Consider the following 24,413-nt stretch of genomic DNA (forward strand, 5'->3'; position numbering starts at 1 on the left):
ATGAATGAGGCGCTTGCCGCTTGGCGACAGGGGATTTTTGACCTCATGCTCCGCCCCGTTCGGCCGCCGGAGTCGCGGCCGCGTTTGGGGAAACGCTTCATGACCAAGTTCGCCATCCTGGCCGGCGCGGCCGCCATCGCCCTGCTCGCCGGAAACGCCTCGGCCCAGACGTCCGAAGCGGCGACCAAGGCGGCGCTGGAGACGATCAAGCAGCGCAACCCCGTCCTGCGCGCCGTGATCGCCACCAACCCGAACGCTCTCACCGACGCCAAGGCGCTCGACGCCGAGCGCAAGGCCGGCAAGGTCCGCTCGGCCCTGCACGGCGCGCCGATCCTCCTGAAGGACAATATTGAGAGCGCCGATCCCCTGCCCACCACCGCCGGTTCGCTGGCGCTGAAGGACAACATCACCGGCCGCGATGCTCCGGTGGCCAAGCGCCTGCGCGACGCGGGCCTGGTCATCCTGGGCAAGGCCAACCTGTCGGAGTGGGCCAATATCCGCTCCAACCACTCGATCAGCGGCTGGAGCGCGGTGGGCGGCACGGTGCGCAACCCCTACGCCCTGGACCGCAGCGCCTGCGGTTCGTCCAGCGGTTCGGGCGCGGCGGTGGCGGCGGGCTTGGCGCCGCTCGCCATCGGCACCGAGACCGACGGCTCGATCACCTGCCCCGCGGCGATCAACGGCCTGGTGGGGCTGAAGCCGACCGTGGGCCTGGTGTCGCGCACCCACATCGTGCCGATCAGCCACAGCCAGGACACCGCCGGCCCCATGACCCTGACGGTCGAGGACGCGGCCAAGGTGCTGACCATCATCGCCGGCTCCGACCCGGCGGATCCGGCGACGAAGGAAGCCGACGCCCGCAAGACCGACTACGCGGCGGGCCTCTCCAAGACCGCCCTGAAGGGCGTCACGCTGGCCGTGGCCCGCTTCTACACCGGCTATTCGCCCAAGACCGACGCGGTGTTCGAGCGGGCCCTGAAGGACCTGGAGGCCCAGGGCGCGACCCTGGTCGACGTCAAGGACTTCGATGAAGGCCCGATCGGCCGCGCCGAGGGCGTGGTGCTCTATACCGAGCTGAAGGCCGACCTCGCCGCCTACCTCGCCTCGACCGATCCCAAGAAGGTGCCGACCCGGACCCTGGCCGACGTGATCGCCTTCAACAAGGCGACCCCGAAGGAGTTCGAATGGTTCGGCCAGGAAAGCTTTGAGCGCGCCGAGAAGACCAAGGGCCTGGACGATCCGGAGTATCTGAAGGCGCTGGCGGACTCCAAGCGTCTGGCCGGCCCCGAAGGCATCGACAAGATCCTGAAGGACACCGGCGCGGTGGCGATCATCGCCCCGACCACCGGCCCGGCCTGGACCATCGATCCGCTGAACGGCGACAACTATGGCGGCTCGTCGACCACCCTGCCCGCCGTGGCCGGCTATCCGCACCTGACCGTGCCGATGGGCGACGTGTCAGGCCTGCCGGTCGGCCTGTCGTTCATCGGACCGGCCTGGAGCGAGAAGCTGCTGCTGAACCTCGGCTACGCCTACGAGCAGGCGACGAAGCACCGCAAGGCGCCGACCTTCAAGGCGACGATCGCGCCGTGAGTGATCAACTGCTGTGATCGGCGATGATACGCCAGCCGCCGGGCTCCAGGGCCATGATCAGGCTGGTGTATCCCTTGGCCGAGGTCCCGTTGGGATAGGCCAGCGCCCACCGGCCCACGTAAAGCGCGTGGGTCGGGTCCAGCAGGCGGAAGTCGACCGACGTGAAGGTCAGGACGCCGCGCTTGGCCGGGTCGCCGAAGTCATACTTGGCCTTGTAGCGAGCCAGCATGGCGGCCTTGCCGCGCACCAGGCCTTCCCCGGTGACGAAGCTGGTCTCGGGGGCGTCCGAATAGCTGGCCATGAAGCGCACGACGTCACCGGCGTTCCAGCCGGCGGCGCTATCGGCGATCACGGCTTCGACCGCCCGTTGCTGCGGCGAGACCTCGGCGAGGGCCAAGGACGGCGCGAGCAACAGCGCCAGGATCGACAGGAACTTCAGCATCAGGGCCTCTCCGGCGGACGCACCGCTCCGGTCAGTAGCGCGGCCGGATCGCCTCAATCGGCGGCGGCGGCGGCGTCACCTTGGCGCGGCTGGGGGTCGACGGCGACGGCGGACCATGGGGTCGCGGCGACGCGCAGGCCGTCAGGCCCGCCACGAGGACGCCGACGACCAGCACCGTCCTCAGCATCCGACGAGGCCCGCGCCGACGAAATTGCGGTTCGCGCCGACGCCCACGCCGCCGAAGTGCTGGCCCGCAGCGATGCCGACGCCGATCGCGCCGGGCGGGGTGGCCAGGGCCACGCCGTAGCCGCCGGCCGGGGTGAAGATGCCGAGGCCCGACTTGAAGCAGCGGTTGTAGCCGCGCGGGTCCCAGACCTCGACCTTGCCGTCGGCGCGGGTGAAGGCCCAGCGCTCGCCACGCTCGTCGCGGCCCGAGACAACCAGCTGTCCCGGTCGCGTGGCGTCGACGCCATAGGCCTGGCGGCTGAAGCCGTCGACCGAGCACGAGGACACCAGGCCCGGACGGCTCAGATCGCCGGCGAACTGGGCGGCCGACCCGCTCTGGGCGTTGTAGGCCGAAACGTCGGTGCCGGTTCCCCGGCCGCTGTTGACGAAGACCTGCGTCCCGGTGGCGCTGTCATAGCTCATGATGTCGGGCGCAGCGCCTGTCATCGGCGCACCACAGACCTCGCGTCCACGGCCCGGGCCACCCGGACCGCTCTGGGCCCAGGCCTGCGTGGCCACGAGGCTGGACACCGTCGCCAGCGCGCAGAGGGAAACGGCCAGCCGGCTACGAACAGACTTGCTCATCGAGGAGCTCCCCCTTGTTGAGGCGCGGGAACAGGCTCGCCGGCGGGCGGCGGACCGGAAAGTTCGGCCGGCGCCTGGGCGGTGACCCCTGCGGCGATCGCCGGCGCAGGCCAGTAGCTGTCGAAATCCAGTCGAGCGCGGTCACGCGGCGTGCGGTAGAGCTCCGGCGCCTCGAACCACGGGCGGCAGGTCAGCTCGCCGTTGAAGAAGCCCGTGACCAGGGCGCGGCAACCTTCGGGGCGCGCATAGACGCGGTTGTCGACCGCGCGCACCTGACCGCCGGCGTCGGCGTAGATGCCCGAGCGCATGACGCCCATGATCTTGTTGTTCGACGCGAACACGATGCCCGACGCGGCATAGATGCCCACATCCACGGCCTCAAGCTCACCCTCGACCACCCGCAGGTTGGCGTTCTCAAGCGTGACGGCCCAGTCGCTGTCGCGAACCACCGGACGCAGCAGCGTCGTCTCGTCGCCGCCGCCGACATAGATGCCGCGCGAGAAGCCGTCGACATACAGGCCGTCGATCTGGACCAGCTGCTGGCGGTTCATGCCGGCGATGATGAAGCCGGCGGAGTTGCGGGTTCGCGAGGAGCCCGTCCAGTCGCCCAGACGCACGACTCGGACGCCGCGCAGACGGCTGTCGCCAGACGTTTCCAGGGCCGCGCCGATGGCGGTGGCGGCGATCTCGACGTCGGCGGCCATGATCGTGCCGGTCGCCTTGACCACCGGCTGACGCGTGCGGCCGATGAAGGTGCTCTGGGCCAACTCAATGCGGCTCTCGCCCACGTCGAAGGCCGAACCCTCGCCGTCATAGCGGACGGTCACGCCACGCATCGCGATCTCGGTGGCCCGGCCGACAATGCACGAGGCGGCGCCGGCGCGGGTGGCTTCGATGCCCAGACCGTCCAGAACCACATACTGCACGCCGGGCTGGATCTTGATGCAGGGCTGACCGCTGCCGGCGATCAGGATCGGACGCGTGCGGCTGGGCGAATAGTCGCGCACCACGATGCTGATCGCCTTCGTGATGTTCAGCGAGTCGACGCAGGCGCCGCCATTGGTCGAGGTCAGGGTCAGCACGTCGCCTTCATAGAGGCGATAGAGCGTGTCGGAGATCTGGCCCGGATAGGCGTAGTCGCAGTTGATCTCGCGCGAGACATAGGCGTAGCCGCCATTGTTGTACGGAACAACGCAGCGGCCCTTCGAGCGGATCGTGCCCCGCGGACAGGGCTTGGGGCGCACGTCACGCACCTTGCAGCCGTGAGCCAGATTGGGCTGCAGCAACAGGCCGAAGCAGGGACGGATCTGCTGATCGATCTTGGCGTCCGGCGAGGCGACGGCCAGTTCGGGCGCGGAGGCGACGGCGGCGCCAAGGGTCAAGGCGGCCCAAAGCGCCAGCAGGCGGCTGAGGCGGCGCATCTAGTAATTCCCTTCGTTATACGGACGCCCGCCCCGGTCGGAGCCAGGCTGGTCCTGTCGCGGGTCACGGTCGTCGGCGCGCGGCGCGGCGCGGTAATCGTCTGCGCCATAGATCGGCCGCGGCTGCGGACGCTCGCCCGCCGCACGCGGCGGACGCGAGACTTGCGCCAGCAGTTGCTGCAGACGCCAGGCCGAAGGCTTGAAGCCGGCCAGGGCGCCGTCGATCTGGTAGACCACCGCCTTGGCCCGGTCCTGGTCGGCCACGCCCTGCAGACCCAGCGAGAAGAAGGTCGACATGGCGTACTTGGCTTCCGCCGACCCCTGGCGCTCGGCCTCCTCGTACCAGTGATAGGCGCGGGCGTAGTCGCGCGGCACGCCGACGCCCTCCGAGTACATCACCGCCAGCACCAGCTGGGCCTTGGACGAACCATTGACCGCCGCGTACTGCACGGCGCGCACCTTCTCGATCGGGGCAAGACGACCGGTGTTCGGACGGCCGATCATGCTCTGCAGCGTCTGAACCTCGGTGACGCTGAGCATCTTCTCGTCCAGCACCGCCGTGGGGATCACCCGCAGATAGGCCAGCGACTCGCCGACATGGACGAACGGCAGTTCGGCGATGCGATAGAGCGCCGACTCGCGCGCCTCGCCCGACAGGTCCGCCTCGTCGGAGTGAGGAACGCCAGAGTCCGGCGATTCGGGCGGATAAAACTCGTAGGGTGGAATCCAGCGCTTGGCCTTGGTCTCCACGAACGAGCCGTACGAGGCGCGCTGCGGCGAGGACCGTTCGAAGTCCTTCAGCATCACATAGGCCGACACGTCGCCGGTCTGCACCGCCAGGTAATTGTAGAGATAGGCGTCGACGTCGTTGCGGCGGAACAGGTCCAGGGCCGCCGGCGCGCCAGGCTGGCTGGGCTTGCCGTAGGCCTCGATGGCCTGGAGGTTGTCCGAGGGTTCCCCGAACGGGCCGAAATAGCCGTCGTGCATCCGCGCCAGGGTCCGGAACCCGTCAGCGCTCTGGGTCGAGAGGATGTAGATCACGCGGTTGCGGACCTTCTCTCGCTCCTCGGTCGACATGCGCGAGAGCAGGCGGTCCAGCGCGCCGTAGGCGCTGCGTCGCTCGAAAGCGCGGCAATCGTCAAAGCGCGAAACCGCCCGCGATTCCTTGCCGCGACGCTCGTAGGCGGCGATCGGCGCGTAGCCGCCGGAGTTGGCCAGCGCCATGGCGTACCAGACGGCCGCCTCGACCGGATCTTCCAGGTTCTTGTCGACGGCGCGCTGGCCTTCATAGCGTCGCGCCAGTTCAAGCTGGGCGAAGAAATCGCCTCGGAAGCCCCCCTGGCGAAGCGCCCGGATTTCCTGCTGCTGCTGGTTGAACTGCCCCGAGACGCCTTGCGCGACCTGCGGACGTGGACAGGCGCTCGCGCGCTTATGGAACCAGAAATTGGGGCCGGTGTCACACCCGACGAGCGGAATCACCACCGCAGCGACCACGAGCCCCACAGGCGCTCGGCGCAGCAAAGAGGCGCGGCTGGCGACCAGGCGCCCCGCTGCGTCGCGGAGCGAGCGAAGGCGCGCAATAGCGTCCCCGGCCTCGCGCATGAATCCCCCTTCAGCCGTCGCCGTTAACCATAAAACAACGATCTCTCATGTGCCTGGGATTGGCCACTGTCAAGGTCAGCTCAACCGACCGGCCAATGAAGTCTTCTTCGTGACAGCCAAGGTTCGCTTGGCACGCGAATTTGGGGGATTTTCGCACGTTTCCGCGCAGCGGAAACAACTAGGCGAAGTGTCGACGAGCCGCCTACTAACCTAGTCAGCGGGCGACTCGCCTCGTTTCAAGTCGTGTAAAGATTCGACGAAATCAACGTCCGGTCGGCATGTCCTTGAAAGCGACGTCCTTGTCCACGCGAACATCACCCGGCAGGCCAAGGACCCGTTCGGCGATGATGTTCTTGAGGATTTCGTCGGTGCCGCCGGCGATCCGCAGGCCGGGAGCCCACATCAGGCTTTGCTGGAAGGCCGCCTCGGCGGGCGCGACCTCAGGATCGGATAGGATGCCGTACTGGTCCTCCATCTCGACCGCCGTATTGGCCAGCTCCTGCAGCTGATTGGCCGAGATGATCTTGCCGATCGAGCTTTCCGGTCCCGGCGTCTGGCCGCGCGACAGCGCGGTCATGGTGCGGAAACGCGTGAACTTCAGGCCTTCGGACTGCACGTACCAGTCGGCCAGCTTTTCGCGGAACGACTGATCCTTGAGCGACGGGCCGGTGGGTCCCGCCAGCTCGCGGGCCAGTTTCATGATCTCGCGATAGTTGGGGCCCGCAGAACCGCCGACCGCCAGGCGCTCGTTCATCAGCGTGACGAGGGCGACCTTCCAGCCGTCGCCGACCTCGCCCAGACGCTGGCTGTCCTTGACGCGCAGATCGGTGAAATAGACCTCGTTGAACTCGCGCCCGCCCGACATCTGGTGGATCGGACGGCACTCGACCGCCGGATCCTTCATATCGATCCAGAACATGGTCAGGCCCTTGTGCTTGGGCACGTCAGGGTCGGTCCGGGTCAGCAGGATGCCGTAGTCGCAATAGTGGGCGCCGGTGGTCCAGACCTTCTGGCCGTTGATGACCCACTCATCGCCGTCCTTGACGGCGCGGGTGCGAAGGGCGGCGACGTCAGAGCCGCCGGCCGGTTCCGAGAACAGCTGGCACCAGATCTCCTCCCCGCGCACGGCGGGGCTGACGAAGCGCTTCTTGGTCTCGCCGTCCGAGAAGGCCATCACCGTGGGCACGCACATGCCCAGGCCGATCGTGAAGTAGCCGTAGCCGAGCCCGGCCTTGGTCTCTTCCTGGCCAAAGATCACCGACTGGATCGGCGTGCCGCCGCCGCCGCCGATCGCGGCGGGCCAGGTGATGCAGGCATAGCCGGCGCTGGCCTTGGTGGCCTGCCATTCCTTGGCGGCGGCCATGTGCTCGGGCGTGTTCGGCTTCAGCTCGCCCCACTTGGCGCGGTGCGCGGCGGCGTTCTCGGCAAGCCAGGCGCGCGCCTTTTCGCGATAGGCGGCTTCTTCGGTGGAATCGTTGAAATCCATGATCTTCCGCTCCTTAAGCCGCGTTTTTCTTTTCGAGTTCAGCCACCAGCCGCTCTTTCCAGACCTTCGGCGCCCCAGCCACGAGGCTCAGTTGGCGCGAGCGGCGGTAATAGAGGTGGCAGTCGACATCCCAGGTGAAGCCCATGCCGCCATGGACCTGGATGTTCTCCTTGCTGGCGAACCAGAAGGCTTCCGAGGCGGCGATGCGCGCGGCCGAGGCGGCGACCGGCAGCTCCGGCGCACCGTCGTTCAAGGCCCAGGCGCCGTAATAGGCGTTGGACCGCGCCACCTCGTTCTTGACGTACATGTCCGCCAGCTTGTGCTTGATGGCCTGATAGCCCGCGATGACACGTCCAAAGGCGTAGCGCCCCAGGGCGTACTCCTTGGCCATCTCCAGGCACCGGTCGGCGCCGCCCAGTTGCTCGAACGCCAGCAGCACGGCCGCGCGGTCGAGGATACCCTGCACGACCTCGAAGCCCGCACCGGCGTCACCGACCCGCTCAGCGGGCGCGCCGTCGAACATGATCTTGGCGACGCCGCGCGTGGGATCCAGGCTCTTGAGGGTCTCGCGAGACACGCCGGCGCCCTTCAGGTCGACCAGGAAGAGGCCCGGGCGGCCGCCTTCCGAGGCCAGCACCAGCGCGATATCGGCGACATCGCCGTCGGTGACCGGGATCTTCGTCCCGCTGAGCTTGCCGCCCTCGACGCGGCATTGCAGCGTCGCTGGGCCGACAACGCCGGGACCCTCAGAGGTCGCCAGGCAGCCGATGACCTCACCGGCGGCGATGCGCGGCAGGATCGACGCCTTCTGCGCGTCGGACCCGTAGGCCATCAGGCCCTCGGCAAGCACATAAACAGTGGAGGCGAAGGGGATCGGCGCCACGGCGCGTCCAAGCTCTTCGGCGATGGCGCACAGTTCGACGCGGCCCAGACCCAGGCCGCCATGTTCTTCGGGGATGCAGGCGCCCAGCCAGCCCTGCTCGGCGACGCCCTTCCAGAGCTTTTGGTCGAACGAGCGGTCGGCGTTGTCGAGCACGCCGCGAACCACGCCGACGTCGCAATGCGCGGCAAGGAACTTGCGCGCCTCCTCCTTCAGGAACTTCTGATCGTCCGAATAGTCGAAATCCACTGGAACCTCCCTGACTGCGCTCTCTGGCGCGTCACAGAAGGCACACTGAACGACGTTCACGCGAAGGGAAAGATTGACCCGGCGTCAAGAATTTCAGGTTCTTATGCCCCATAGTTTTACAACTTCGGACCTGTCGCGCGCCATGGCCAAGACCGTCTTTCAGAAGAACCAGCGGGTCTGGGTCGACAGCGTCGGATGCTGGGCGGTCGTCGAGCGGATCGTGCCGATCTGGGCCAAGGGCTTCGACGAACCGGTGCGGGTGACCTACGACGTTGGCCTGGGTCGCGAGTTCCAGGCGCAGGAGCTGAAGCCCGAGGACAAGGTCGACCCGCAGGAGAGCGGCGTGGCCTCGAACTGGCGGGTGCTTCGGGCCCGCAACAAGTGGCAGCAGGAGGGCGACTGCGCCCATCATCCCTATCCCGGGACCTATCCGGTCGTGGTCACCGACCCCAACGACTGGGGCGGCTGGCGGACGCCCGGCGCGGAGTATGATCGCGACCCACATAAGATGGAGTATCAGGCGCGACTGATCGCCAGCGCGCCGCGCCTCCAAGCGATCGCCCGCGAGATCCTGACTCTGGTGGCCGACAATCCCGAGGACGCTCCGCCCGCGCTGAGCGCCGTGGCGCAGAAGATCATGGTCATCGAGCGATACCTGCAGGAGTCGCCCTCAGCGCCGCCCGCCGGCGATTAAACCGCGTTCACGCCCTGATGCCATCGGACCATTTATTCGGCGCGGAAGACCACGGTCCCCTCGCGGACGTCGGCGCGCGGGATTAAGTAGGACGGATGCGCACCGACACGCCCCAAGCCGTGAACCTCGCGGACTATCGCCCGTTCCCGTTCGCCATCGAGACCACTCGCCTGATCTTCGACCTGCACCCCACGCGAACCCGTGTCACGGCCGAGCTTTCGGTCCGTCGGACCGGGGCCAAGGGCGAAGCGTTGGTTCTGAACGGCGAACGCCTGAAATTGGTTTCGATCGCGATCGACGGCCGGCCGCTGGACGCGAGCCGGTATGTCGTGGACGCCGAACATCTCACCATCGCCGAGGCGCCGGACCAGTTCGTGCTGTCGACCGAGGTCGAGATCGATCCCTCGTCGAACAAGGCGCTGATGGGTCTCTATATGTCGGGCGGCCGGTTCTGCACCCAGTGCGAGGCCGAAGGGTTCCGCACGATCACCTACTTCCCTGATCGTCCCGATGTGCTCTCGCGATACAGCGTCCGGATCGAGGCCGACGGCAAGTTCCCGCACCTGCTGAGCAACGGCAATCCGGTGGCTTCGGGCTCGCTGGACGGCGGGCGGCACTTCGCCGAGTGGTCCGACCCGTTCCCCAAGCCAAGCTATCTCTTCGCACTGGTCGCCGGCGATCTCGACGTCCTGGCCGACAAGTTCATCACGATGAGCGGCCGCGAAGTCGCGTTGCGGGTGTTCGTGGATCCCGGCCAGGCCTCGCGCGCGGCCTATGCGCTGGACAGCCTGAAACGCGCGATGAAATGGGACGAAGAGGCGTTCGGGCGCGAATACGATCTGGATCTCTTCATGATCGTCGCCGTGCGCGACTTCAATTTCGGCGCCATGGAGAACAAGGGGCTGAACATCTTCAACAGCTCGCTGCTCCTGGCCGATCCCCAGACGGCGACCGACCTCGACTATGAGCGGATCGAGGCCGTGGTCGCCCACGAGTACTTCCACAACTGGACCGGCAACCGCATCACCTGCCGCGACTGGTTCCAGCTGTGCCTGAAGGAAGGCTTCACGGTCTTCCGCGACCAGGGCTTCAGCGCCGACATGCGCGGCGCGGCCGTGCAGCGGATCAAGGATGTCCGCGCCCTGCGCGCCCGCCAGTTCGCCGAGGACGCCGGTCCCCTCGCCCACCCCGTCCGGCCGTCCAGCTATCTGAAGATCGACAACTTCTACACCGCGACCATCTACGAGAAGGGCGCGGAGATCATCCGGATGCTCAAGGCCATCCTGGGCGCGGCCGCGTTCCGGAAGGGCTGCGACCTCTACTTCCAGCGCCACGATGGCGAGGCGACGACGGTCGAGGCGTTCATCGCCTGCTTCGCCGAAGCGTCCGGCCGTGACCTCTCCGGCTTCTTTGGCTGGTACGAGCAGGCGGGCACGCCGTCGGTGATGATCGAGACGGCCTATGACGCCGCCGCCGGCGCGCTGACCCTGACCCTGACCCAGAGCACGCCCCCGACGCCTGGCCAGCCTGACAAGAAGCCGCTGCCGATCCCGATCGCCATCGGCCTGCTGGCTGCAGACGGACGCGTTCTTCGCGACACCGAGATCGTGCTGCTCGACCAGGCGCAGATGACGGTTCGTTGGGACAGCATCCCCGAGCCGCCGGTGCTGTCGGCGCTGCGCGGGTTCTCCGCACCGGTGAACCTGTCGACCGACGCCCGCCCGTCGGATCGCTACGTCCTGTTCGGGTCCGACACCGATCTCTTCAATCGCTGGGAGGCCGGCCAGACCTTGGCGCGGGATCTGATCCTGACGCGTGCGGCTGGCGCGCCCGATGAGGTGGGCGAGGAGCGCTACGCCGACGCCCTGGGCCGGGCGCTGGTCGATGACGCCGCCGAGCCGGCCTTCAAGGCCCTGTTGCTGGCGCTGCCCTCCGAGCCCGACCTCGCCCTGATGTTCGAGGCCGCTGATCCCGCCGCCCTGCACGCGGCGCGCGATCATCTTCGCACGCGTATCGCGGTGCACCTCGGCGACCTGTTGCGTCGCCTGCACGGCGAAATGCAGATCGACGGCGAGTTCTCCTCGGACGCGGCCGCAGCCGGTCGCCGAGCGCTGCGTAACGCCTGCGCCGAAGCGCTGTCGGCTGACCCGCACGCTGAGAACCTCACGCGCCTGCTGGGCCATTTCAGCGCGGCCCGCAACATGACCGACATGATCGGCGGGCTCTATCCGATGGTCGCCATGGGCGGGGTGCCGCGTGAGAAGGCGCTCGAGAGCTTCCACCACGCCTGGCGGACCGAGCCGCTGGTGCTGGACAAGTGGTTCGCGGTGCAGGGTCGCGATCCGAACCCCGACGCGCTGGAACGCGTAATCGCCCTGACCCAGCACCCGGATTTCGAGCCCACCAACCCCAATCGGTTGCGCGCGCTGGTCTCGACCTTCGCCAACTTCAACCCGGCGCGGTTCCACGATCCCAGCGGCGCGGGCTATGCGTTCCTGGCGGACGAGATCCTCAAGGTCGACGCCTTCAACCCGATGACGGCGGCGCGGCTGGTAGAGCCTCTGGGCGGGTGGCGTCGTTACAAGCCCGAACTGGGCGACCTGATGCGCGCCCAGCTGGAACGCATCGTGGCCCACCCCGACCTCTCCAAGAACGTCCTGGAACTGGCCAGCAAGGCGCTCGGCTGACGAGTCTTTGACGATGGTCGGCCACTCGGGATTGCGACCAATAGGCTCAACCGTTCGAAATCCGCCGCTTCGGCGGTGACGCGAGCGGCGGCGGTACGTTAGATTCACGACTTGGCGAAGTGACTCGCCATGGGGATCCACGGGAGTCTGGCGCGTTGAGCAAGGGCATGGGCAGACACGGGGGGCCGGCGGCAGCCGGGCCGACCGCGCCGTCGGCCGTGCGCGCCAAGGCTGTCAACGCGCCGTCGCAGGTGTTCGTCCGTATCGCGATCCTCGCGGCGCTGCTGCTCCTGGCGGTCTATACGGCCTTTGGCGTGCATCGCTTGCAACGCGAGGCCCTGGCCCAGCCCGGCGGCGCACCGCTGGCGGCGAAGGCTGACCTGATCGCCGGCCGCGTGGACGCCAATCTGGCGGCGCAACGCGCGGGCCTCTCGGCGGCCGCCGACCTGCTGAAACGCGATCCCGGCGCGACGATGGACGCCGCCGAGACGACCCTGCGCGCCGCCGGCGGCGAAGCTGCGGCCGTGGCCGTCGTCAGCGAGGCCGGCGTTGTCGCGGTCGCTGGTCGCGACGACGGCGCGGATTGGAAGGCCGCCGCCCTGGCCGCCGGCGCTTCGGGCCGGACCAACTGGGTCGGCTCGGTCGGAGAGACGGGTCGTCTCTATGTCGCCACCACGACGAGCTTGGATCGTGCGCGCGCCTTCGTGATCGCCAGCGGCGACGCCTCGCGCCTGGTCGCCGATCCCGAGAAGGGCGAGAGCGGCGCCCTGGCCCTGCCGGACGGCAAGCTGATCGCCGCGCGCGGACGCGGCGTCCAGGGCGCCGGCGCGCTTCGCGAAGCCTTTGCGCTCTCGGTCGAGGATCTGGGCGATGGTCCCGCCGCCGTACGCGGACAAGCCGCCGACGGCGCCTTGCTGGACGTGCCCGTTCGTCCCGTGGCGCAGGGCGCCCTGCTGGCGGTCGCCGCCGCGCCGACGCGATCGGTCGCCAACCTGGATCGGCAGGTCATGGAGGGCGCCTTCAGCCTTCTCGTGCCGCTGGGCGTCGGCATCGCCCTGGCGCTGCTGCTGATGATCCAGAGCCGCAAGGCCGAGGTGGCCCATCGCGAGTTCATCGACAGCGAACGCCGCTTCCGGCTCGCGGTGGAAGCCGCGCGGTGCGGGATTTGGGAATGGGACCTGAACGGCGACCAAGTCTATCTGTCCGACGTCACCGGCGCGATGTTCGGCTGGGGCGGCGGCGGCGTCGTTTCGGGGCAGGACCTCCTGGAGCGGATCTCGATCGACCACCGCGAGCGCGTTCGTCAGGCGCTGGCCAACGCGGCGATGTACGGCGCGTTCGACGTGTCGTTCCGGGTCCCGGCGAGCGAACAGGGCGCGCGGTCTCTGTGGATCGACGCCCGCGGCCAGGGCTTTGGAAAGCCAGGCTCGGAAGGTCACGCCCGCATCATCGGCGTGGCGCTGGACGTCACCGAGGAGCGGATCGCCCAGGCCCGCGCCCAGGCGGCCGAGAACCGCCTGCGCGACGCCATCGAGAGCGTGTCCGAAGCGTTCGTTCTCTGGGATCGGCAGGGTCGCCTGCTGATGTGCAACCGCAACTATCGCAGCGTCTTCTCGCTGGAGCCCAAGATCCTCAAGCCCGGCGCGGCCCGGGCCGAGGTCAACCGCTTCGCCGCCCTGGCGATCAAGCAGGACCACCCCGCGCCCGACGGCGCCAAGGGTGTTCGCGAAGCCGAAATGATGGACGGCCGCTGGATCCAGATCAGCGAACGCCGCACCGCCGAAGGCGGTCTTGTCATGACCGCCGCCGACATCACGGCCATCAAGACCCAGGAAGAAGCCCGCCGTCGCAACGAGGAACAGCTTCAGAACGCCGTCGCCGGCCTGGAGCGCAGCCAGGAGCAATTGGCCGAGCTGGCGCGCAAGTACGAGACCGAGAAGGTCAAGGCCGAGAGCGCCAACAAGGCCAAGAGCGAATTCCTGGCCAACATGTCTCACGAGCTGCGGACACCGCTGAACGCCATCAATGGCTTCTCCGAGATCATGATGAACGAGATGTTCGGACCGCTCGGCGACCAACGCTACAAGGGCTACAGCCAGGACATCCACTCGTCGGGCCAGCACCTGCTGGCGCTGATCAACGACATCCTGGACATGTCGAAGATCGAAGCCGGCAAGATGAACCTGAAGTTCGAGTCGATGCATCTGGAAGACGTCGCCGAGGACGCGGTTCGACTGGTGCGCAATCGCGCCGAGGCTGCGGGCCTCAAGCTGGACATCGACTTCCCGCAGCTGCCCGAGATCGAAGCCGACTATCGCGCCGTTAAGCAGGTGCTGCTGAACCTGCTGTCGAACGCCATCAAGTTCACGCCGCGCGCCGGCAGCGTGACGGTGCGCGCCGAGGTCCGCCGCGATCCGTTCGGCGACCTGATCAAGGTCTCGGTGACCGACACCGGCATCGGCATCGCGAAGGAAGACCTGGCGCGACTGGCCAAGCCCTTCGAGCAGGTGGAAAGCCAGTTCTCGAAGACGACCCAGGGCACCGGCCTAGGCCTGGCGCTGACCAAGTCGCTGATCACCATGCACGACGGCGTGCTGGAGATGCACTCGACGCCGGGCGAAGGCACCACGGTCAGCTTCACCCTGCCTGTCCGCCATAGCGATCAGAAGATCACCCGCGACTTCGTGGCGGCCTGAGGCGAGACCGTCCCAGGGGCGGCCTGGGGGGCTTTCATCGCAGCCAGACAGGCTCTAAGCGGAAAGCCGTGATCCCCGCGCTCGACATCGATAGCCTCGAACATCGCCTGGTCGCCGGCGACCGCGCCGCCCTGGCGCGCGCGATCACCCTGGTCGAGAGCCGCCGCGCCGACCACCAGGTCGCCGCGCGCACCCTGCTCTCACGCCTGATGCCGCTGACCGGCCGCGCCCAGCGGATCGGCATCACCGGGGTGCCGGGCGCGGGCAAGTCGACGACGATCGAGCGGTTCGGCTGCAATCTCGTCGAGGCGGGCCACAGGGTGGCGGTGCTCGCCGTCGATCCCTCGTCCGGCCGTCACGGCGGGTCGATCCTGGGCGACAAGACCCGGATGGAGCAGCTCAGCGTCCAGGCGAACGCCTTCATCCGCCCCTCGCCCTCGGGCGGCGCCCTGGGCGGCGTGGCGCGAAAGACCCGCGAGGCGATGCTGCTGTGCGAAGCCGCCGGCTTCGACGTGGTGATCATCGAGACCGTGGGCGTGGGCCAGTCCGAGACGGTGGTCGCCGACATGGTCGACATCTTCCTGGCGCTGCTCATTCCCGGCGGCGGCGACGAACTGCAGGGCATCAAGAAGGGCCTGATCGAGCTGGCCGACCTCCTGGTCATCAACAAGGCCGACGCTGATCCGGCCAAGGCCGAGCGCTCGGCCCGCGACTATCGCAACGCCCTGCATATCCTCACCCCCGCCCATCCGGACTGGACGCCGCCGGTGCTGACCGCGTCCGGCCTGACCGGCCTGGGGCTGGATGTCCTGTGGACCCAGATCCTGTGCCACCGCGAGGTGATGAGCGCCAACGGGGCCCGCGCCGCTCGCCGCGCCGACCAGGACGCCCGCTGGATGTGGGCCATGGTCCGCGACCGCCTGGAAGACGCCTTCAAGACCGCCCCGGCCGTGGCGGCGCTGGTTCCGGAGCTCGAGACGGCGGTGCGTCAGGGCGAGGTTCCCGCATCGGCGGCAGCCGACAGGCTGCTGGCGGCGTTCGGGTTGTGAGCCCCCTTCCCCGGGACGGGAAGGGTCGGGGGGCGGGGTGACGGCTGAGCAAAAGCTACCTCTTGCCCCCTCCGCGCTTCGCGCTCCTCCCCCAAAGGGGGGAAGAATGTAGGGCGCGCCCCTTCCGCCCCTTCTGGGGGCGGACGACCTGCGAAGCAGGTCAGGTGGCGGCCTGCTGACGAGCCGCTAGCGCGCCGTGCGCGCCGCCTGCTCCCACTCCAAGAACGCCGGGGTCTGCAGCAGCCGCGCGGCATAGGCTTGGGCCGGACCCGTGTCGCCGTAGTCCGCCAGGCGGACCTCGTAGGTTCGGAACCGCGTCGCCACCGGCGTGTAGAAGGCGTCGGCGATCGACCAATCGCCCAACAGGAACGGGCCGTGCGAACGGGCCAGCAGGCCGGTCCACAGCGCCACGATGCGGCGGACGTTCTTCTGCGTCGCTTCGGAAAGCTCAAGCGCGCGGAGCGGCTCGTCCAGCGCCATCGGGCATTCGCTCCGCAGCGCCTGAAAGTCCGAATGCATCTCGGCGCACGCCGACCGACCCAGCGCGCGCAGGGTGGGATCATCCGGCCACAGCTTCGCGTCCGGTAACTTTTCCGCCAGGTACTCGCAGATCGCCAGCGAGTCCCAGATCACCAGATCCCCGTCGCGCAGGGCCGGGGCCAGGCGGCTGGGCGAGATGCGGCCGATGTCGTCGCCGGTGGCCTCGCCCCGGCGCAGTTCGATCTCGGTCTCGGTGAAGTCGACGCCCGCCCGCTTGAGCGCCAACCACGGGCGCAACGACCAGCTGGACCACCGCTTGGTGCCGATCACGAGTTCCACGCCACGCTCCTGAAAGCTGTTTCGAAAATGCCGGATGGCGTTCCGGCTTAGCCTGCGTTTATGGTGCGCTCAACGATTAGAACAAATGTTCGAGGGAGAGAGAGTCCATGGCGCAACCCGCCACGCCGTCGCCCGTTATCGCGCCCGTATCGACGGCCTATCGCCGCTACGCCCTGTGGGTGCTCTTGATCATCTACACCCTGAACTTCCTGGACCGGCAGGTGGTCAACATCCTGGCCGAGCCGATCAAGCGTGACCTCGGCCTGGCCGACTGGCAGCTGGGCATGATGACCGGCCTGGCCTTCGCCATCTTCTACACGGTGCTCGGCATCCCGATCGCCCGCATCGCCGAGACCAAGAACCGGCCCTACATCATCGGCATCTCGGTCGCGGTCTGGAGCGCCTTCACCATGGTGTGCGGCCTGGCCCAGAACTTCTGGCAACTGATCTTGGCCCGCATCGGCGTGGGCGTCGGCGAGGCCGGCTGCACCCCGCCCGCTCACTCGCTGATCAGCGACTATGTTCCCAAGGAAAAGCGGGCCAGCGCCATCGCCTTCTATTCGATCGGCACGCCGCTCGGCACCCTGGCCGGCATGGCGATGGGCGGACTGGTCGCCGACGCCTACGGCTGGCGGGTGGCCTTCATGGTCGCCGGCGCGCCGGGCCTGCTGTTCGCGCTGGTCGCCGCCTTCACCCTGGTGGAACCGCGCAAGAAGCTGGCCGCCGAAATGGCCGCCCGCGCCAGCACTCAGATCAGCTTCGCCGCCGCCCTGGCGGTGCTGGCCACCAAGAAGACCTTCTGGCTGGTGGCCCTGGCCGCCTCGGTCAAGGCGTTCATAGGCTATGGCCACGCCCCCTTCACCGCCTCGTTCTTCTTCCGCGTCCATGGCGTCGAGATCGCCGAACTGGCTGCGAGCTTTGGCCTGAAGTCGGCCGGCTTCCTGGGCCTGGCCCTGGGCTTGATCGGCGGCACCGCCGGCGTGATAGGCGCTTGGCTGGGCGGGGTCTTCGCCGACCGCCTTGGCGCCAAGGATCTGCGCGCCTACGTCACGGTCCCGGCGATCGCCTCGCTGATCACGATCCCGATCTTCGTCATCGCCATGAGCCTTGAGGCGCCGATGGTGGCGATCAGCCTGCTGGCGATCAACGCCCTGCTGGGCACGCTCTGGTATGGCCCGGTCTATGCGACCGCCCAGAGCATTGTTGACCCGGCCCTGCGCGCCACGGCCTCGGCCGTGCTGCTGCTCATCATCAACCTGATCGGGCTTGGCCTGGGTCCGCTAGCCGTGGGCCTGCTCAGCGACATCCTGGCTGGACCGGTGGGACTGGGTGAGGCTCAGGGGGTGCGCTGGGCCCTGATCATCTCGGCCGGCCTGGGACTGGTCGCGTTCGGCCTGTTCTGGGCCGCCCGCAAGACCATCCGCGAAGAGATGGTCAGCTGATAGAAAATCCTCCCCCAAGCGGGGGAGGTGTCGGCTCGAAGAGGCGACGGAGGGGGAAGGTACCGGCTCAGAAAGCCCTTCCCCCTCCGGTCGCTTCGCGACCACCTCCCCCGCGCGGGGGAGGATTTCACCGCCCGAAAATCCCCTCTGGCGCTTTGGCTTCCGCTCGGTCACAGTCCCTCCAACAATTAGAACAAATGTTTGAACGGGAGAGACACAGGATGGCCGAGACCCAAGCGTCCGGCGGTGATCGGCCGCTCTACTCCAATGGCTACAAGGCCGCCGTACTGGGGCTGCTGCTAGCCACCTACACCTTCAACTTCATCGACCGGACGATCATCGCCACCATCGGTCAGGCCATCAAGGTCGACCTGAAGCTCACCGATACGCAGCTTGGCCTGCTGGGCGGGCTCTATTTCGCCCTGCTCTACACGATCCTCGGCATTCCGATCGCCCGCCTGGCCGAGCGCTTCAACCGGGTGACGATCATCTCGGTGTCACTGGTGATCTGGTCGGGCTTCACCGCCCTGTGCGGCGCGGCCGCCAACTTCGCCCAGCTGGCCCTGTTCCGCTTCGGCGTCGGGGTCGGGGAGGCCGGCTGCTCGCCGCCCAGCCACTCGCTGATCAGCGACTATTACGAGCCCAAGAAGCGGGCCACGGCGCTGTCGATCTATTCGTTCGGCATTCCGCTGGGCACGATGTTCGGCGCGGTGGCCGGCGGCTGGCTGGCCCAGGAGTTCAGCTGGCGCGTGGCCTTCGTCATCGTCGGCCTGCCGGGCATCCTGCTGGCGGTGATCGTCAAGCTGGTGGTCAAGGAGCCGCCGCGCGGCCATTCCGAGATCGTCGAGCGCCCGTTGGACGCCGAGAACGTGGTGGTCGAGCCGGCCAAGCCGGCGTTCTCACTGGCCAACGAGTTCAAGGAACTGTGGGCCGTCACCAAGATCCTGTTCGGCAAATGGCCGGTGCTGCACATGGTGCTGGGCGTGACGATCGCCTCGTTCGGCGCCTACGGGTCGGGCAACTTCGTGCCGTCGTACTTCGTCCGCGCCTTTGACCTCGGCCTCGCGCAGGTAGGCCTGATCACCGGCCTGATCGGCGGCTTCTCGGCGGGCGTCGGCACCCTGGTCGGCGGCTTCCTCAGCGACTGGGCCGGCAAGCGCAGCGCCAAGTGGTACGCCCTGACCCCCGCCATCGGCCTGATCCTCTGCACGCCGATCTATATCGCCGCCTATCTGCAGACCGACTGGCAGACCACCGCCCTGATCCTGCTGGTCCCCGGCATCTTCCACTATGTGTACCTCGCCCCGACCTTCGGCGTCGTGCAGAACTCGGTCGATCCGCGCCGCCGCGCCACCGCCACGGCCCTGCTGTTCTTCTTCCTGAACATCATCGCCCTGGGCGGCGGGCCGGTCTTCACCGGCTGGCTGATCGACCACCTGGCCCAGTTCCACTTCAACCATCCGGGCGGCGGCGTGATCGCCAGCCTGTTCGGGTCGTTCGGCGGCGAGGCGGGTCAAAGCTTCGCCAGCGTTTGCCCCGGCGGCGTCGCGCCCAAGGGCGCTTCGGCCGACCTCGTCGCCAAGTGCAAGACCACCCTGTCGGTGGCCAGCCAGCAGGGCATCATCGTCTCGCTGTGCTTCTACGCCTGGGCCGGCCTGCACTACGCCCTGGCCGCCATCGGCATGGTCAAGCACTTCGAGGCGCGCAAGGCGGCGTAGGGATCAAGATGCTCCCCCGCGTTGCGGGGGAGCTGTCACGAAGTGACTGAGGGGGCTATTGCGGGTTTCGCCTATCTTGCCCCCTCCGACCCTCTGGGCCACCTCCCCGCATCGCGGGGGAGGATCATCGTGAGCTAAGTAATAAGCCTCTTCCCTTGACTCCCGAGGCGGTCGGGCCGAAACGCCCGCCCATGATCAGCCGCTACGCCCGCCCCGAAGCCGCCGCCATCTGGTCCAGCCAGACCAAGTACAAGATCTGGTTCGAGATCGAGGCCCACGCCGCCGACGCCATGGCCGAGCTGGGAGTCATCCCCAAGCTCGCCGCCGAGACGATCTGGGAGAAGGGCCGCGACGCGGTCTGGGACAGCGACCGCATCGACGAGATCGAGCGCGTCACCAAGCATGACGTCATCGCCTTCCTGACCCACGTGTCGGAGATCGTCGGTCCCGAAGCCCGCTTCCTGCACCAGGGCATGACCAGCAGCGACGTGCTGGACACCTGCTTCGCCGTGCAGCTGTCGCGCGCCACCGACCTTCTGCTCGAAGACGTCGACCTGGTGCTCGCCGCGCTGAAGCGCCGGGCGCTTGAGCACAAGATGACCGTCTGCGTCGGCCGCAGCCACGGCATCCACGCCGAGCCGATCACGTTTGGCCTGAAGCTGGCCGGCTACTACGCCGAGTTCCAGCGCGCCAAAGAGCGCCTGGCCATGGCCAAGTTCGAGATCGCCACCTGCGCGATCTCGGGCGCCGTGGGCACCTTCGCCAATGTCGATCCGCGCGTCGAACAGCACGTCGCTGACAAGATGGGCCTGGCGGTCGAGCCGGTCTCGACCCAGGTGATCCCGCGCGACCGCCACGCGGCCTATTTCGCGGCCCTGGGCGTCGTCGCCTCGTCGGTCGAGCGCCTGGCCACCGAGATCCGCCACCTGCAGCGCACCGAGGTGCTGGAAGCCGAAGAGCCCTTCGACCCGGGTCAGAAGGGCTCGTCGGCCATGCCGCACAAGCGCAACCCAATCCTGACCGAGAACCTCACCGGCCTCGCCCGTCTGGTCCGCTCGGCCGTCGTGCCGGCCATGGAAAACGTCGCCCTCTGGCACGAGCGCGACATCAGCCACTCGTCGGTCGAGCGCGGCATCGGCCCGGACGCCACCATCCACCTCGACTTCGCCCTGCGCCGTCTGGCGGGCGTGATCGAGCGCTTCAACATCTATCCCGACAACATGGCCAAGAACCTGGACAAGCTGGGCGGCCTTGTCTTCTCCCAGCGCGTCATGCTGGCCCTGACCCACAAGGACGTCAGCCGCGAGGACGCCTATGCGGCCGTGCAGGGCAACGCCATGAAGGTCTGGCGCGGCGAGGGCCGGTTCCTCGACTTCCTGAAGGCCGATCCGGTCGTGTCCAAGGCCCTGACCGAGACCGAACTCGAAGAGCTGTTCGACCTTGGCTATCACACCAAGAACGTCGATGTGATCTTCCAGCGCGTCTTCGGCGAGCAGGGCTGAGCATGAGCCAGCCGCCGGTCCTGCGCCTCAATCCCGCGCTGGATCCGGCGGCGTTCGCGGACGCCTACGCCCTTGAGGGCGTGGTACGCATCCCCGAGGTGTTCGAGCCCGAGGTCGTCGATCGCCTGGCGGGCATCCTCGAACAGACCATCGACTGGGACATCATCTGCTCGAATGAGCGCGGCGGCGCCGAGGTGATCAGCCGGGCGCGGCGCGCCGAACTGGGCGACCAGGCCGTGGCCGACCGCCTGCACGCGGCCACCCTGCGGGCCCGCAGCGGCTTCGCCTATGTCTATCTCGGCTATCCGATGATCGACGCCTTCGTGGCGGGACGGGATCCGGGCCATCCGATCCACGCCCTGACCGCGTTCCTGAACAGCCCGGAGTTCATCGCCTTCGGCGCCGCCGTCACCGGCGAGTCCGGCGTCACCAAGATCGACGGCCAGGCCACCTGCTATCGTCCGGGCGATTTCCTCACCCAGCACGACGACACCGGGGTCGGCGAGCGTCTGGCGGCCTATACCCTGGGCCTGACGCGCCACTGGCGGCCTGACTGGGGCGGCCAGCTCTTGTTCCACGACGACCAGGGTGACGTCACGCGCGGCTTCGCGCCGGCGTTCAACGTCCTGACCCTGTTCAAGGTGCCCCAGTCGCACTCGGTGGCGCCGGTCGCGCCCTATGCCGGGGCCCTGCGCCTGACGATCACCGGCTGGCTCCGCAACGATCCGCCCAATGGACGCGGCTAAGCGGGGCTTCCCGCCGGTCGTCGACGCCAAGACTCGCGTCCTGATCCTCGGCAGTCTGCCCGGCGACGCCTCGCTGGCGGTGGGCCAATACTACGGCCATCCGCGCAACGCCTTCTGGCGGTTGATGGAGGGGGCAATCAACGCATCGCTCGTCGCGCGCGGCTACGAGGATCGCCTGGCCACGCTGCTGGCGCACGGCGTTGGCCTCTGGGACGTGATCGAGACGGCGCGTCGGCCCGGCAGCCTGGACGCGGCGATCCGCGAGCCCGCAGCCAATGACCTCATGGCCTTGATCGACACCCTGCCCGCGCTGCGGCTCGTGGCCTTCAACGGGGGAACCGCCGCCAAGCTTGGGACCCGTCTGATCGGCGACCGCGTCGCCACCCTGGCCCTGCCCTCCTCCAGCCCCGCCTACGCAGCGCGGACGTTCGCGGAGAAGGCGGCGGCCTGGACTGAGCTTCGCGACGGGCTGGGCTGGGCCTGAGGAACAGGCGCCCTCACCGACAGGCAACGCAACCTCAGCCATAGAAAAAGGGCCGCCCCGGTTGGGAGCGGCCCCTTCTCTTGTCCATAGCGACGCTCGGACCGACTACTCAGACTTGATCTGCTCGCGGGCCTGAGCCAGCAGCTCGGCCATCTTCATGCGGACCTCGCCCTCGGTGGTCGAGACGCCGGCGCCCTTGAGGTCCTCGAAGACCTTGCGCAGCACGTCCTCGTCGCCCGGCTGTTCGAAGTCGGACTTCACGACGGCGCGCGCGTACTCTTCCACGGTCGCCAGGCCCATCAGGCCGGCGGCCCATTCGCCCAGCAGGCGGTTACGGCGCGCGGTCGCCTTGAACTCCAGTTCCTGGTCGTGCGCGAACTTGCGTTCGAAACCCTGTTCGCGTTCGTCGAAGGTGGTCATGGAAGCCTCAAAGTCGCCAGCCTGTTGGGTCAGATCGGTCGATCTGGCCCAACAGGCTCTAATTCCAAATCATTTTGAGCATGATGGTCGCCAAAACCGGCGTCCACTTTCGGCTATCATGCTCCTACGCGGGCTGCATATATCGTGGCGCTCGTCGCTGCAATCGGCGGATAAGCCGCAGGCGACGTTTCGTATCTATCCTAGACCAAACTCCCGCCGTTGGTTTGCGAACACCGGCTCATTCGGGTACGGTCCTCAGGAATTTTTAAGTGAGCGGCCTTGAGTCGAACGCCGCGCGCAGCTATCCGCCGCGCGCGCTTTTCGTTTTCCGGGAAGATCCTGGGCTGAGGCGGCGCGCGATTCCGGAAAGGGCCTCGACGAGAGCCATGACGACCCGTCGCAAGAAGATCTACGAAGGCAAGGCCAAGATCCTTTACGAGGGGCCGGAGCCCGGCACGCTGATCCAGTATTTCAAGGACGACGCGACGGCGTTCAACGCGCAGAAAAAGGCCATCCTCGAGGGCAAGGGCGTCATCAACAACCGGATCAGCGAGTACATCATGACTCGCCTGAACGGCATCGGCGTCCAGAACCACTTCATCCGCCGCCTGAACCTGCGCGAGCAGCTGATCAAGGAAGTCGAGATCGTTCCGCTCGAAGTCGTGGTGCGCAACATCGCCGCGGGTTCGATCGCCACGCGCCTGGGCCTGACCGAGGGTCAGCCGCTGCCGCGCTCGATCATCGAATTCTACTACAAGGACGACAAGCTCGGCGACCCGATGGTCACCGAGGAGCACATCACCGCGTTCAACTGGGCCGCCACCCAGGAGATCGACGACATGATGGCCATGGCCCTGCGGGTGAACGACTATCTGTCGGGTCTGTTCGCCGGCGTCGGCATCACCCTGGTGGACTTCAAGGTCGAGTTCGGCCGCGTCTACGAAGGCGACTTCAGCCGCGTCATCCTGGCCGACGAGATCAGCCCCGACAGCTGCCGCCTGTGGGACACCGTGACCAACGAGAAGCTGGACAAGGACCGCTTCCGCCGGGATCTGGGCAATGTCATCGAAAGCTACACCGAGGTGGCTCGCCGCCTTGGCATCATGAAGGAAATGCCGACCGTCATTCAGGGCGGCGTGCACTAGAAAAACCCTTCTCCCATAGGGAGAAGGAGGGGCCCGCGCGTCCAGGGACGCGTGGGAGGATGAGGGGCTTCACCCCGTCCGGACCGCCCCGCAACCCCTCACCCTCCCATGCTGCGCATGGGCCCCTCCCTCTCCCTCTGGGAGAGGGTCGCGAAAAGGTAAGATGATGAAAGCCACCGTCCACGTGTTCCTGAAGCCCGGCGTTCTCGACGTTCAGGGCAAGGCTGTCGAGAACGCCCTGCATGGCCTGGGCTGGCCGTCGGTGAAGGACGCCCGCGTCGGCCGCGTCATCGAGTTCGACCTGGACGCCACCGACGCCGAAGCCGCCAAGGCCGAGGTCAAGACCATGTGCGAGAAGCTGCTCGCCAACACGGTCATCGAAAGCTACCGCATCGACGTGGCCTGAGGCCGGCGGGGGCGCAACGGACCAGCGCCGCGAGCCCCCACCGGACCGCTTCGCGGTCGTCCGCCCTCATAGGGGGCAGAAGGCCGCGACCATTCTTCTTCCCCCTATGGGGGAGGAGCGCC

At 67.7% G+C, this 24,413-nt stretch carries 21 protein-coding genes; 12 read left to right on the top strand and 9 right to left on the bottom strand.

The window, feature by feature from the left end; all coding sequences use genetic code 11:
* The gene (locus OVA11_RS15795; RefSeq protein ID WP_268068226.1) at window positions 1-1,593 is read left to right on the top strand and encodes an amidase; all 1,593 of its coding nucleotides are present in this window, start codon (window positions 1-3) and stop codon (window positions 1,591-1,593) included.
* Between the two features lie 4 nt (window positions 1,594-1,597).
* Here the strand turns inward: OVA11_RS15795 and OVA11_RS15800 are convergent, their stop codons facing one another.
* The 7 genes from OVA11_RS15800 to OVA11_RS15830 form a co-directional block, all read right to left on the bottom strand.
* Entirely contained in the window at window positions 1,598-2,092 is a 495-nt protein-coding gene (locus OVA11_RS15800; protein WP_268068227.1) for a YybH family protein, read from the bottom strand.
* Window positions 2,067-2,222 (bottom strand): hypothetical protein, encoded by a 156-nt coding sequence (locus OVA11_RS15805; RefSeq protein WP_164468164.1) that lies wholly within the window; start codon window positions 2,220-2,222, stop codon window positions 2,067-2,069. Before OVA11_RS15805 ends, OVA11_RS15800 begins: the two co-directional genes overlap by 26 nt.
* Window positions 2,216-2,845, bottom strand: a complete 630-nt coding sequence (locus OVA11_RS15810; RefSeq protein WP_268068228.1) for a hypothetical protein — start codon at window positions 2,843-2,845, stop codon at window positions 2,216-2,218. The genes OVA11_RS15805 and OVA11_RS15810 overlap by 7 nt, the downstream gene beginning before the upstream one ends.
* On the bottom strand, window positions 2,842-4,266 hold the full coding sequence (locus OVA11_RS15815) for a hypothetical protein (protein ID WP_268068229.1): 1,425 nt from the start codon (window positions 4,264-4,266) through the stop codon (window positions 2,842-2,844). Before OVA11_RS15815 ends, OVA11_RS15810 begins: the two co-directional genes overlap by 4 nt.
* Window positions 4,267-5,868, bottom strand: coding sequence for a tetratricopeptide repeat protein (locus OVA11_RS15820; protein ID WP_268068230.1), 1,602 nt, complete (start codon window positions 5,866-5,868; stop codon window positions 4,267-4,269).
* A gap of 262 nt (window positions 5,869-6,130) precedes the next feature.
* Complete coding sequence (locus OVA11_RS15825; protein ID WP_010920336.1) at window positions 6,131-7,354, bottom strand: acyl-CoA dehydrogenase family protein; 1,224 nt, start codon at window positions 7,352-7,354, stop codon at window positions 6,131-6,133.
* A 13-nt stretch (window positions 7,355-7,367) separates the two neighbouring features.
* Window positions 7,368-8,483 carry an acyl-CoA dehydrogenase family protein gene (locus OVA11_RS15830; RefSeq protein ID WP_268068231.1) on the bottom strand — a complete coding sequence of 372 codons (1,116 nt, stop codon included), beginning with the start codon at window positions 8,481-8,483 and terminating at the stop codon, window positions 7,368-7,370.
* Window positions 8,484-8,625: 142 nt separating this feature from the next.
* On the opposite strand from OVA11_RS15830, the gene OVA11_RS15835 reads away from it, so the two are divergent.
* From OVA11_RS15835 to meaB, 4 genes are all read left to right on the top strand, one after another.
* Window positions 8,626-9,177 carry a hypothetical protein gene (locus OVA11_RS15835; RefSeq protein ID WP_268068232.1) on the top strand — a complete coding sequence of 184 codons (552 nt, stop codon included), beginning with the start codon at window positions 8,626-8,628 and terminating at the stop codon, window positions 9,175-9,177.
* 95 nt (window positions 9,178-9,272) lie between these two features.
* Window positions 9,273-11,864, top strand: a complete 2,592-nt coding sequence (gene pepN, locus OVA11_RS15840) for an aminopeptidase N (protein ID WP_268068233.1) — start codon at window positions 9,273-9,275, stop codon at window positions 11,862-11,864.
* A 167-nt stretch (window positions 11,865-12,031) separates the two neighbouring features.
* Complete coding sequence (pleC, locus tag OVA11_RS15845; protein ID WP_268068234.1) at window positions 12,032-14,560, top strand: cell cycle histidine kinase PleC; 2,529 nt, start codon at window positions 12,032-12,034, stop codon at window positions 14,558-14,560.
* A 68-nt stretch (window positions 14,561-14,628) separates the two neighbouring features.
* A complete protein-coding gene (gene meaB / locus OVA11_RS15850) occupies window positions 14,629-15,609 on the top strand; it encodes a methylmalonyl Co-A mutase-associated GTPase MeaB (protein WP_268068235.1) in 981 nt (326 codons plus the stop codon).
* Between the two features lie 186 nt (window positions 15,610-15,795).
* On the opposite strand, the gene OVA11_RS15855 is transcribed toward meaB, so the two are convergent.
* Window positions 15,796-16,428 (bottom strand): glutathione S-transferase family protein, encoded by a 633-nt coding sequence (locus OVA11_RS15855; protein ID WP_268068236.1) that lies wholly within the window; start codon window positions 16,426-16,428, stop codon window positions 15,796-15,798.
* A gap of 107 nt (window positions 16,429-16,535) precedes the next feature.
* Here OVA11_RS15855 and OVA11_RS15860 point away from each other — a divergent pair, with 107 nt between their 5' ends.
* The 5 genes from OVA11_RS15860 (at window position 16,536) to OVA11_RS15880 (ending at window position 22,320) form a co-directional block, all read left to right on the top strand.
* On the top strand, window positions 16,536-17,870 hold the full coding sequence (locus tag OVA11_RS15860) for a spinster family MFS transporter (RefSeq protein ID WP_268068237.1): 1,335 nt from the start codon (window positions 16,536-16,538) through the stop codon (window positions 17,868-17,870).
* Between the two features lie 221 nt (window positions 17,871-18,091).
* Window positions 18,092-19,588: a spinster family MFS transporter gene (locus OVA11_RS15865; protein ID WP_268068238.1), complete on the top strand. Its 1,497-nt coding sequence runs from the start codon at window positions 18,092-18,094 to the stop codon at window positions 19,586-19,588.
* Window positions 19,589-19,779: 191 nt separating this feature from the next.
* Complete coding sequence (purB, locus tag OVA11_RS15870; RefSeq protein ID WP_010920345.1) at window positions 19,780-21,090, top strand: adenylosuccinate lyase; 1,311 nt, start codon at window positions 19,780-19,782, stop codon at window positions 21,088-21,090.
* Between the two features lie 2 nt (window positions 21,091-21,092).
* Window positions 21,093-21,836 (top strand): 2OG-Fe(II) oxygenase family protein, encoded by a 744-nt coding sequence (locus OVA11_RS15875; protein ID WP_268068239.1) that lies wholly within the window; start codon window positions 21,093-21,095, stop codon window positions 21,834-21,836.
* Entirely contained in the window at window positions 21,823-22,320 is a 498-nt protein-coding gene (locus tag OVA11_RS15880; RefSeq protein ID WP_268068240.1) for a DNA-deoxyinosine glycosylase, read from the top strand. Before OVA11_RS15875 ends, OVA11_RS15880 begins: the two co-directional genes overlap by 14 nt.
* A gap of 105 nt (window positions 22,321-22,425) precedes the next feature.
* Here OVA11_RS15880 and OVA11_RS15885 read toward each other — a convergent pair whose 3' ends face one another.
* Window positions 22,426-22,740 (bottom strand): DUF1476 domain-containing protein, encoded by a 315-nt coding sequence (locus OVA11_RS15885; RefSeq protein WP_096033821.1) that lies wholly within the window; start codon window positions 22,738-22,740, stop codon window positions 22,426-22,428.
* A 386-nt stretch (window positions 22,741-23,126) separates the two neighbouring features.
* Here OVA11_RS15885 and purC point away from each other — a divergent pair, with 386 nt between their 5' ends.
* Complete coding sequence (purC, locus tag OVA11_RS15890; protein WP_010920349.1) at window positions 23,127-23,885, top strand: phosphoribosylaminoimidazolesuccinocarboxamide synthase; 759 nt, start codon at window positions 23,127-23,129, stop codon at window positions 23,883-23,885.
* A gap of 166 nt (window positions 23,886-24,051) precedes the next feature.
* The gene (gene purS / locus OVA11_RS15895; protein WP_010920350.1) at window positions 24,052-24,291 is read left to right on the top strand and encodes a phosphoribosylformylglycinamidine synthase subunit PurS; all 240 of its coding nucleotides are present in this window, start codon (window positions 24,052-24,054) and stop codon (window positions 24,289-24,291) included.
* Window positions 24,292-24,413 lie beyond the last annotated feature (122 nt).

The sequence above is a fragment of the Caulobacter sp. SL161 genome (assembly GCF_026672375.1).
In the GTDB taxonomy this organism is placed as follows: Bacteria; Pseudomonadota; Alphaproteobacteria; order Caulobacterales; family Caulobacteraceae; genus Caulobacter.

Excerpts from the sequence above, each read along its gene's own strand:
- OVA11_RS15795 (WP_268068226.1), top strand. The coding sequence starts at position 1 with ATGAATGAGGCGCTTGCCGCTTGGCGACAGGGGATTTTTGACCTCATG.
- OVA11_RS15805 (WP_164468164.1), bottom strand. The coding sequence starts at position 2,222 with ATGCTGAGGACGGTGCTGGTCGTCGGCGTCCTCGTGGCGGGCCTGACG.
- OVA11_RS15810 (WP_268068228.1), bottom strand. The coding sequence starts at position 2,845 with ATGAGCAAGTCTGTTCGTAGCCGGCTGGCCGTTTCCCTCTGCGCGCTG.
- OVA11_RS15815 (WP_268068229.1), bottom strand. The coding sequence starts at position 4,266 with ATGCGCCGCCTCAGCCGCCTGCTGGCGCTTTGGGCCGCCTTGACCCTT.
- OVA11_RS15820 (WP_268068230.1), bottom strand. The coding sequence starts at position 5,868 with ATGCGCGAGGCCGGGGACGCTATTGCGCGCCTTCGCTCGCTCCGCGAC.
- OVA11_RS15825 (WP_010920336.1), bottom strand. The coding sequence starts at position 7,354 with ATGGATTTCAACGATTCCACCGAAGAAGCCGCCTATCGCGAAAAGGCG.
- OVA11_RS15835 (WP_268068232.1), top strand. The coding sequence starts at position 8,626 with ATGGCCAAGACCGTCTTTCAGAAGAACCAGCGGGTCTGGGTCGACAGC.
- pepN (WP_268068233.1), top strand. The coding sequence starts at position 9,273 with ATGCGCACCGACACGCCCCAAGCCGTGAACCTCGCGGACTATCGCCCG.
- pleC (WP_268068234.1), top strand. The coding sequence starts at position 12,032 with ATGGGCAGACACGGGGGGCCGGCGGCAGCCGGGCCGACCGCGCCGTCG.
- OVA11_RS15860 (WP_268068237.1), top strand. The coding sequence starts at position 16,536 with ATGGCGCAACCCGCCACGCCGTCGCCCGTTATCGCGCCCGTATCGACG.
- OVA11_RS15865 (WP_268068238.1), top strand. The coding sequence starts at position 18,092 with ATGGCCGAGACCCAAGCGTCCGGCGGTGATCGGCCGCTCTACTCCAAT.
- purB (WP_010920345.1), top strand. The coding sequence starts at position 19,780 with ATGATCAGCCGCTACGCCCGCCCCGAAGCCGCCGCCATCTGGTCCAGC.
- OVA11_RS15875 (WP_268068239.1), top strand. The coding sequence starts at position 21,093 with ATGAGCCAGCCGCCGGTCCTGCGCCTCAATCCCGCGCTGGATCCGGCG.
- OVA11_RS15880 (WP_268068240.1), top strand. The coding sequence starts at position 21,823 with ATGGACGCGGCTAAGCGGGGCTTCCCGCCGGTCGTCGACGCCAAGACT.
- OVA11_RS15885 (WP_096033821.1), bottom strand. The coding sequence starts at position 22,740 with ATGACCACCTTCGACGAACGCGAACAGGGTTTCGAACGCAAGTTCGCG.
- purC (WP_010920349.1), top strand. The coding sequence starts at position 23,127 with ATGACGACCCGTCGCAAGAAGATCTACGAAGGCAAGGCCAAGATCCTT.
- purS (WP_010920350.1), top strand. The coding sequence starts at position 24,052 with ATGAAAGCCACCGTCCACGTGTTCCTGAAGCCCGGCGTTCTCGACGTT.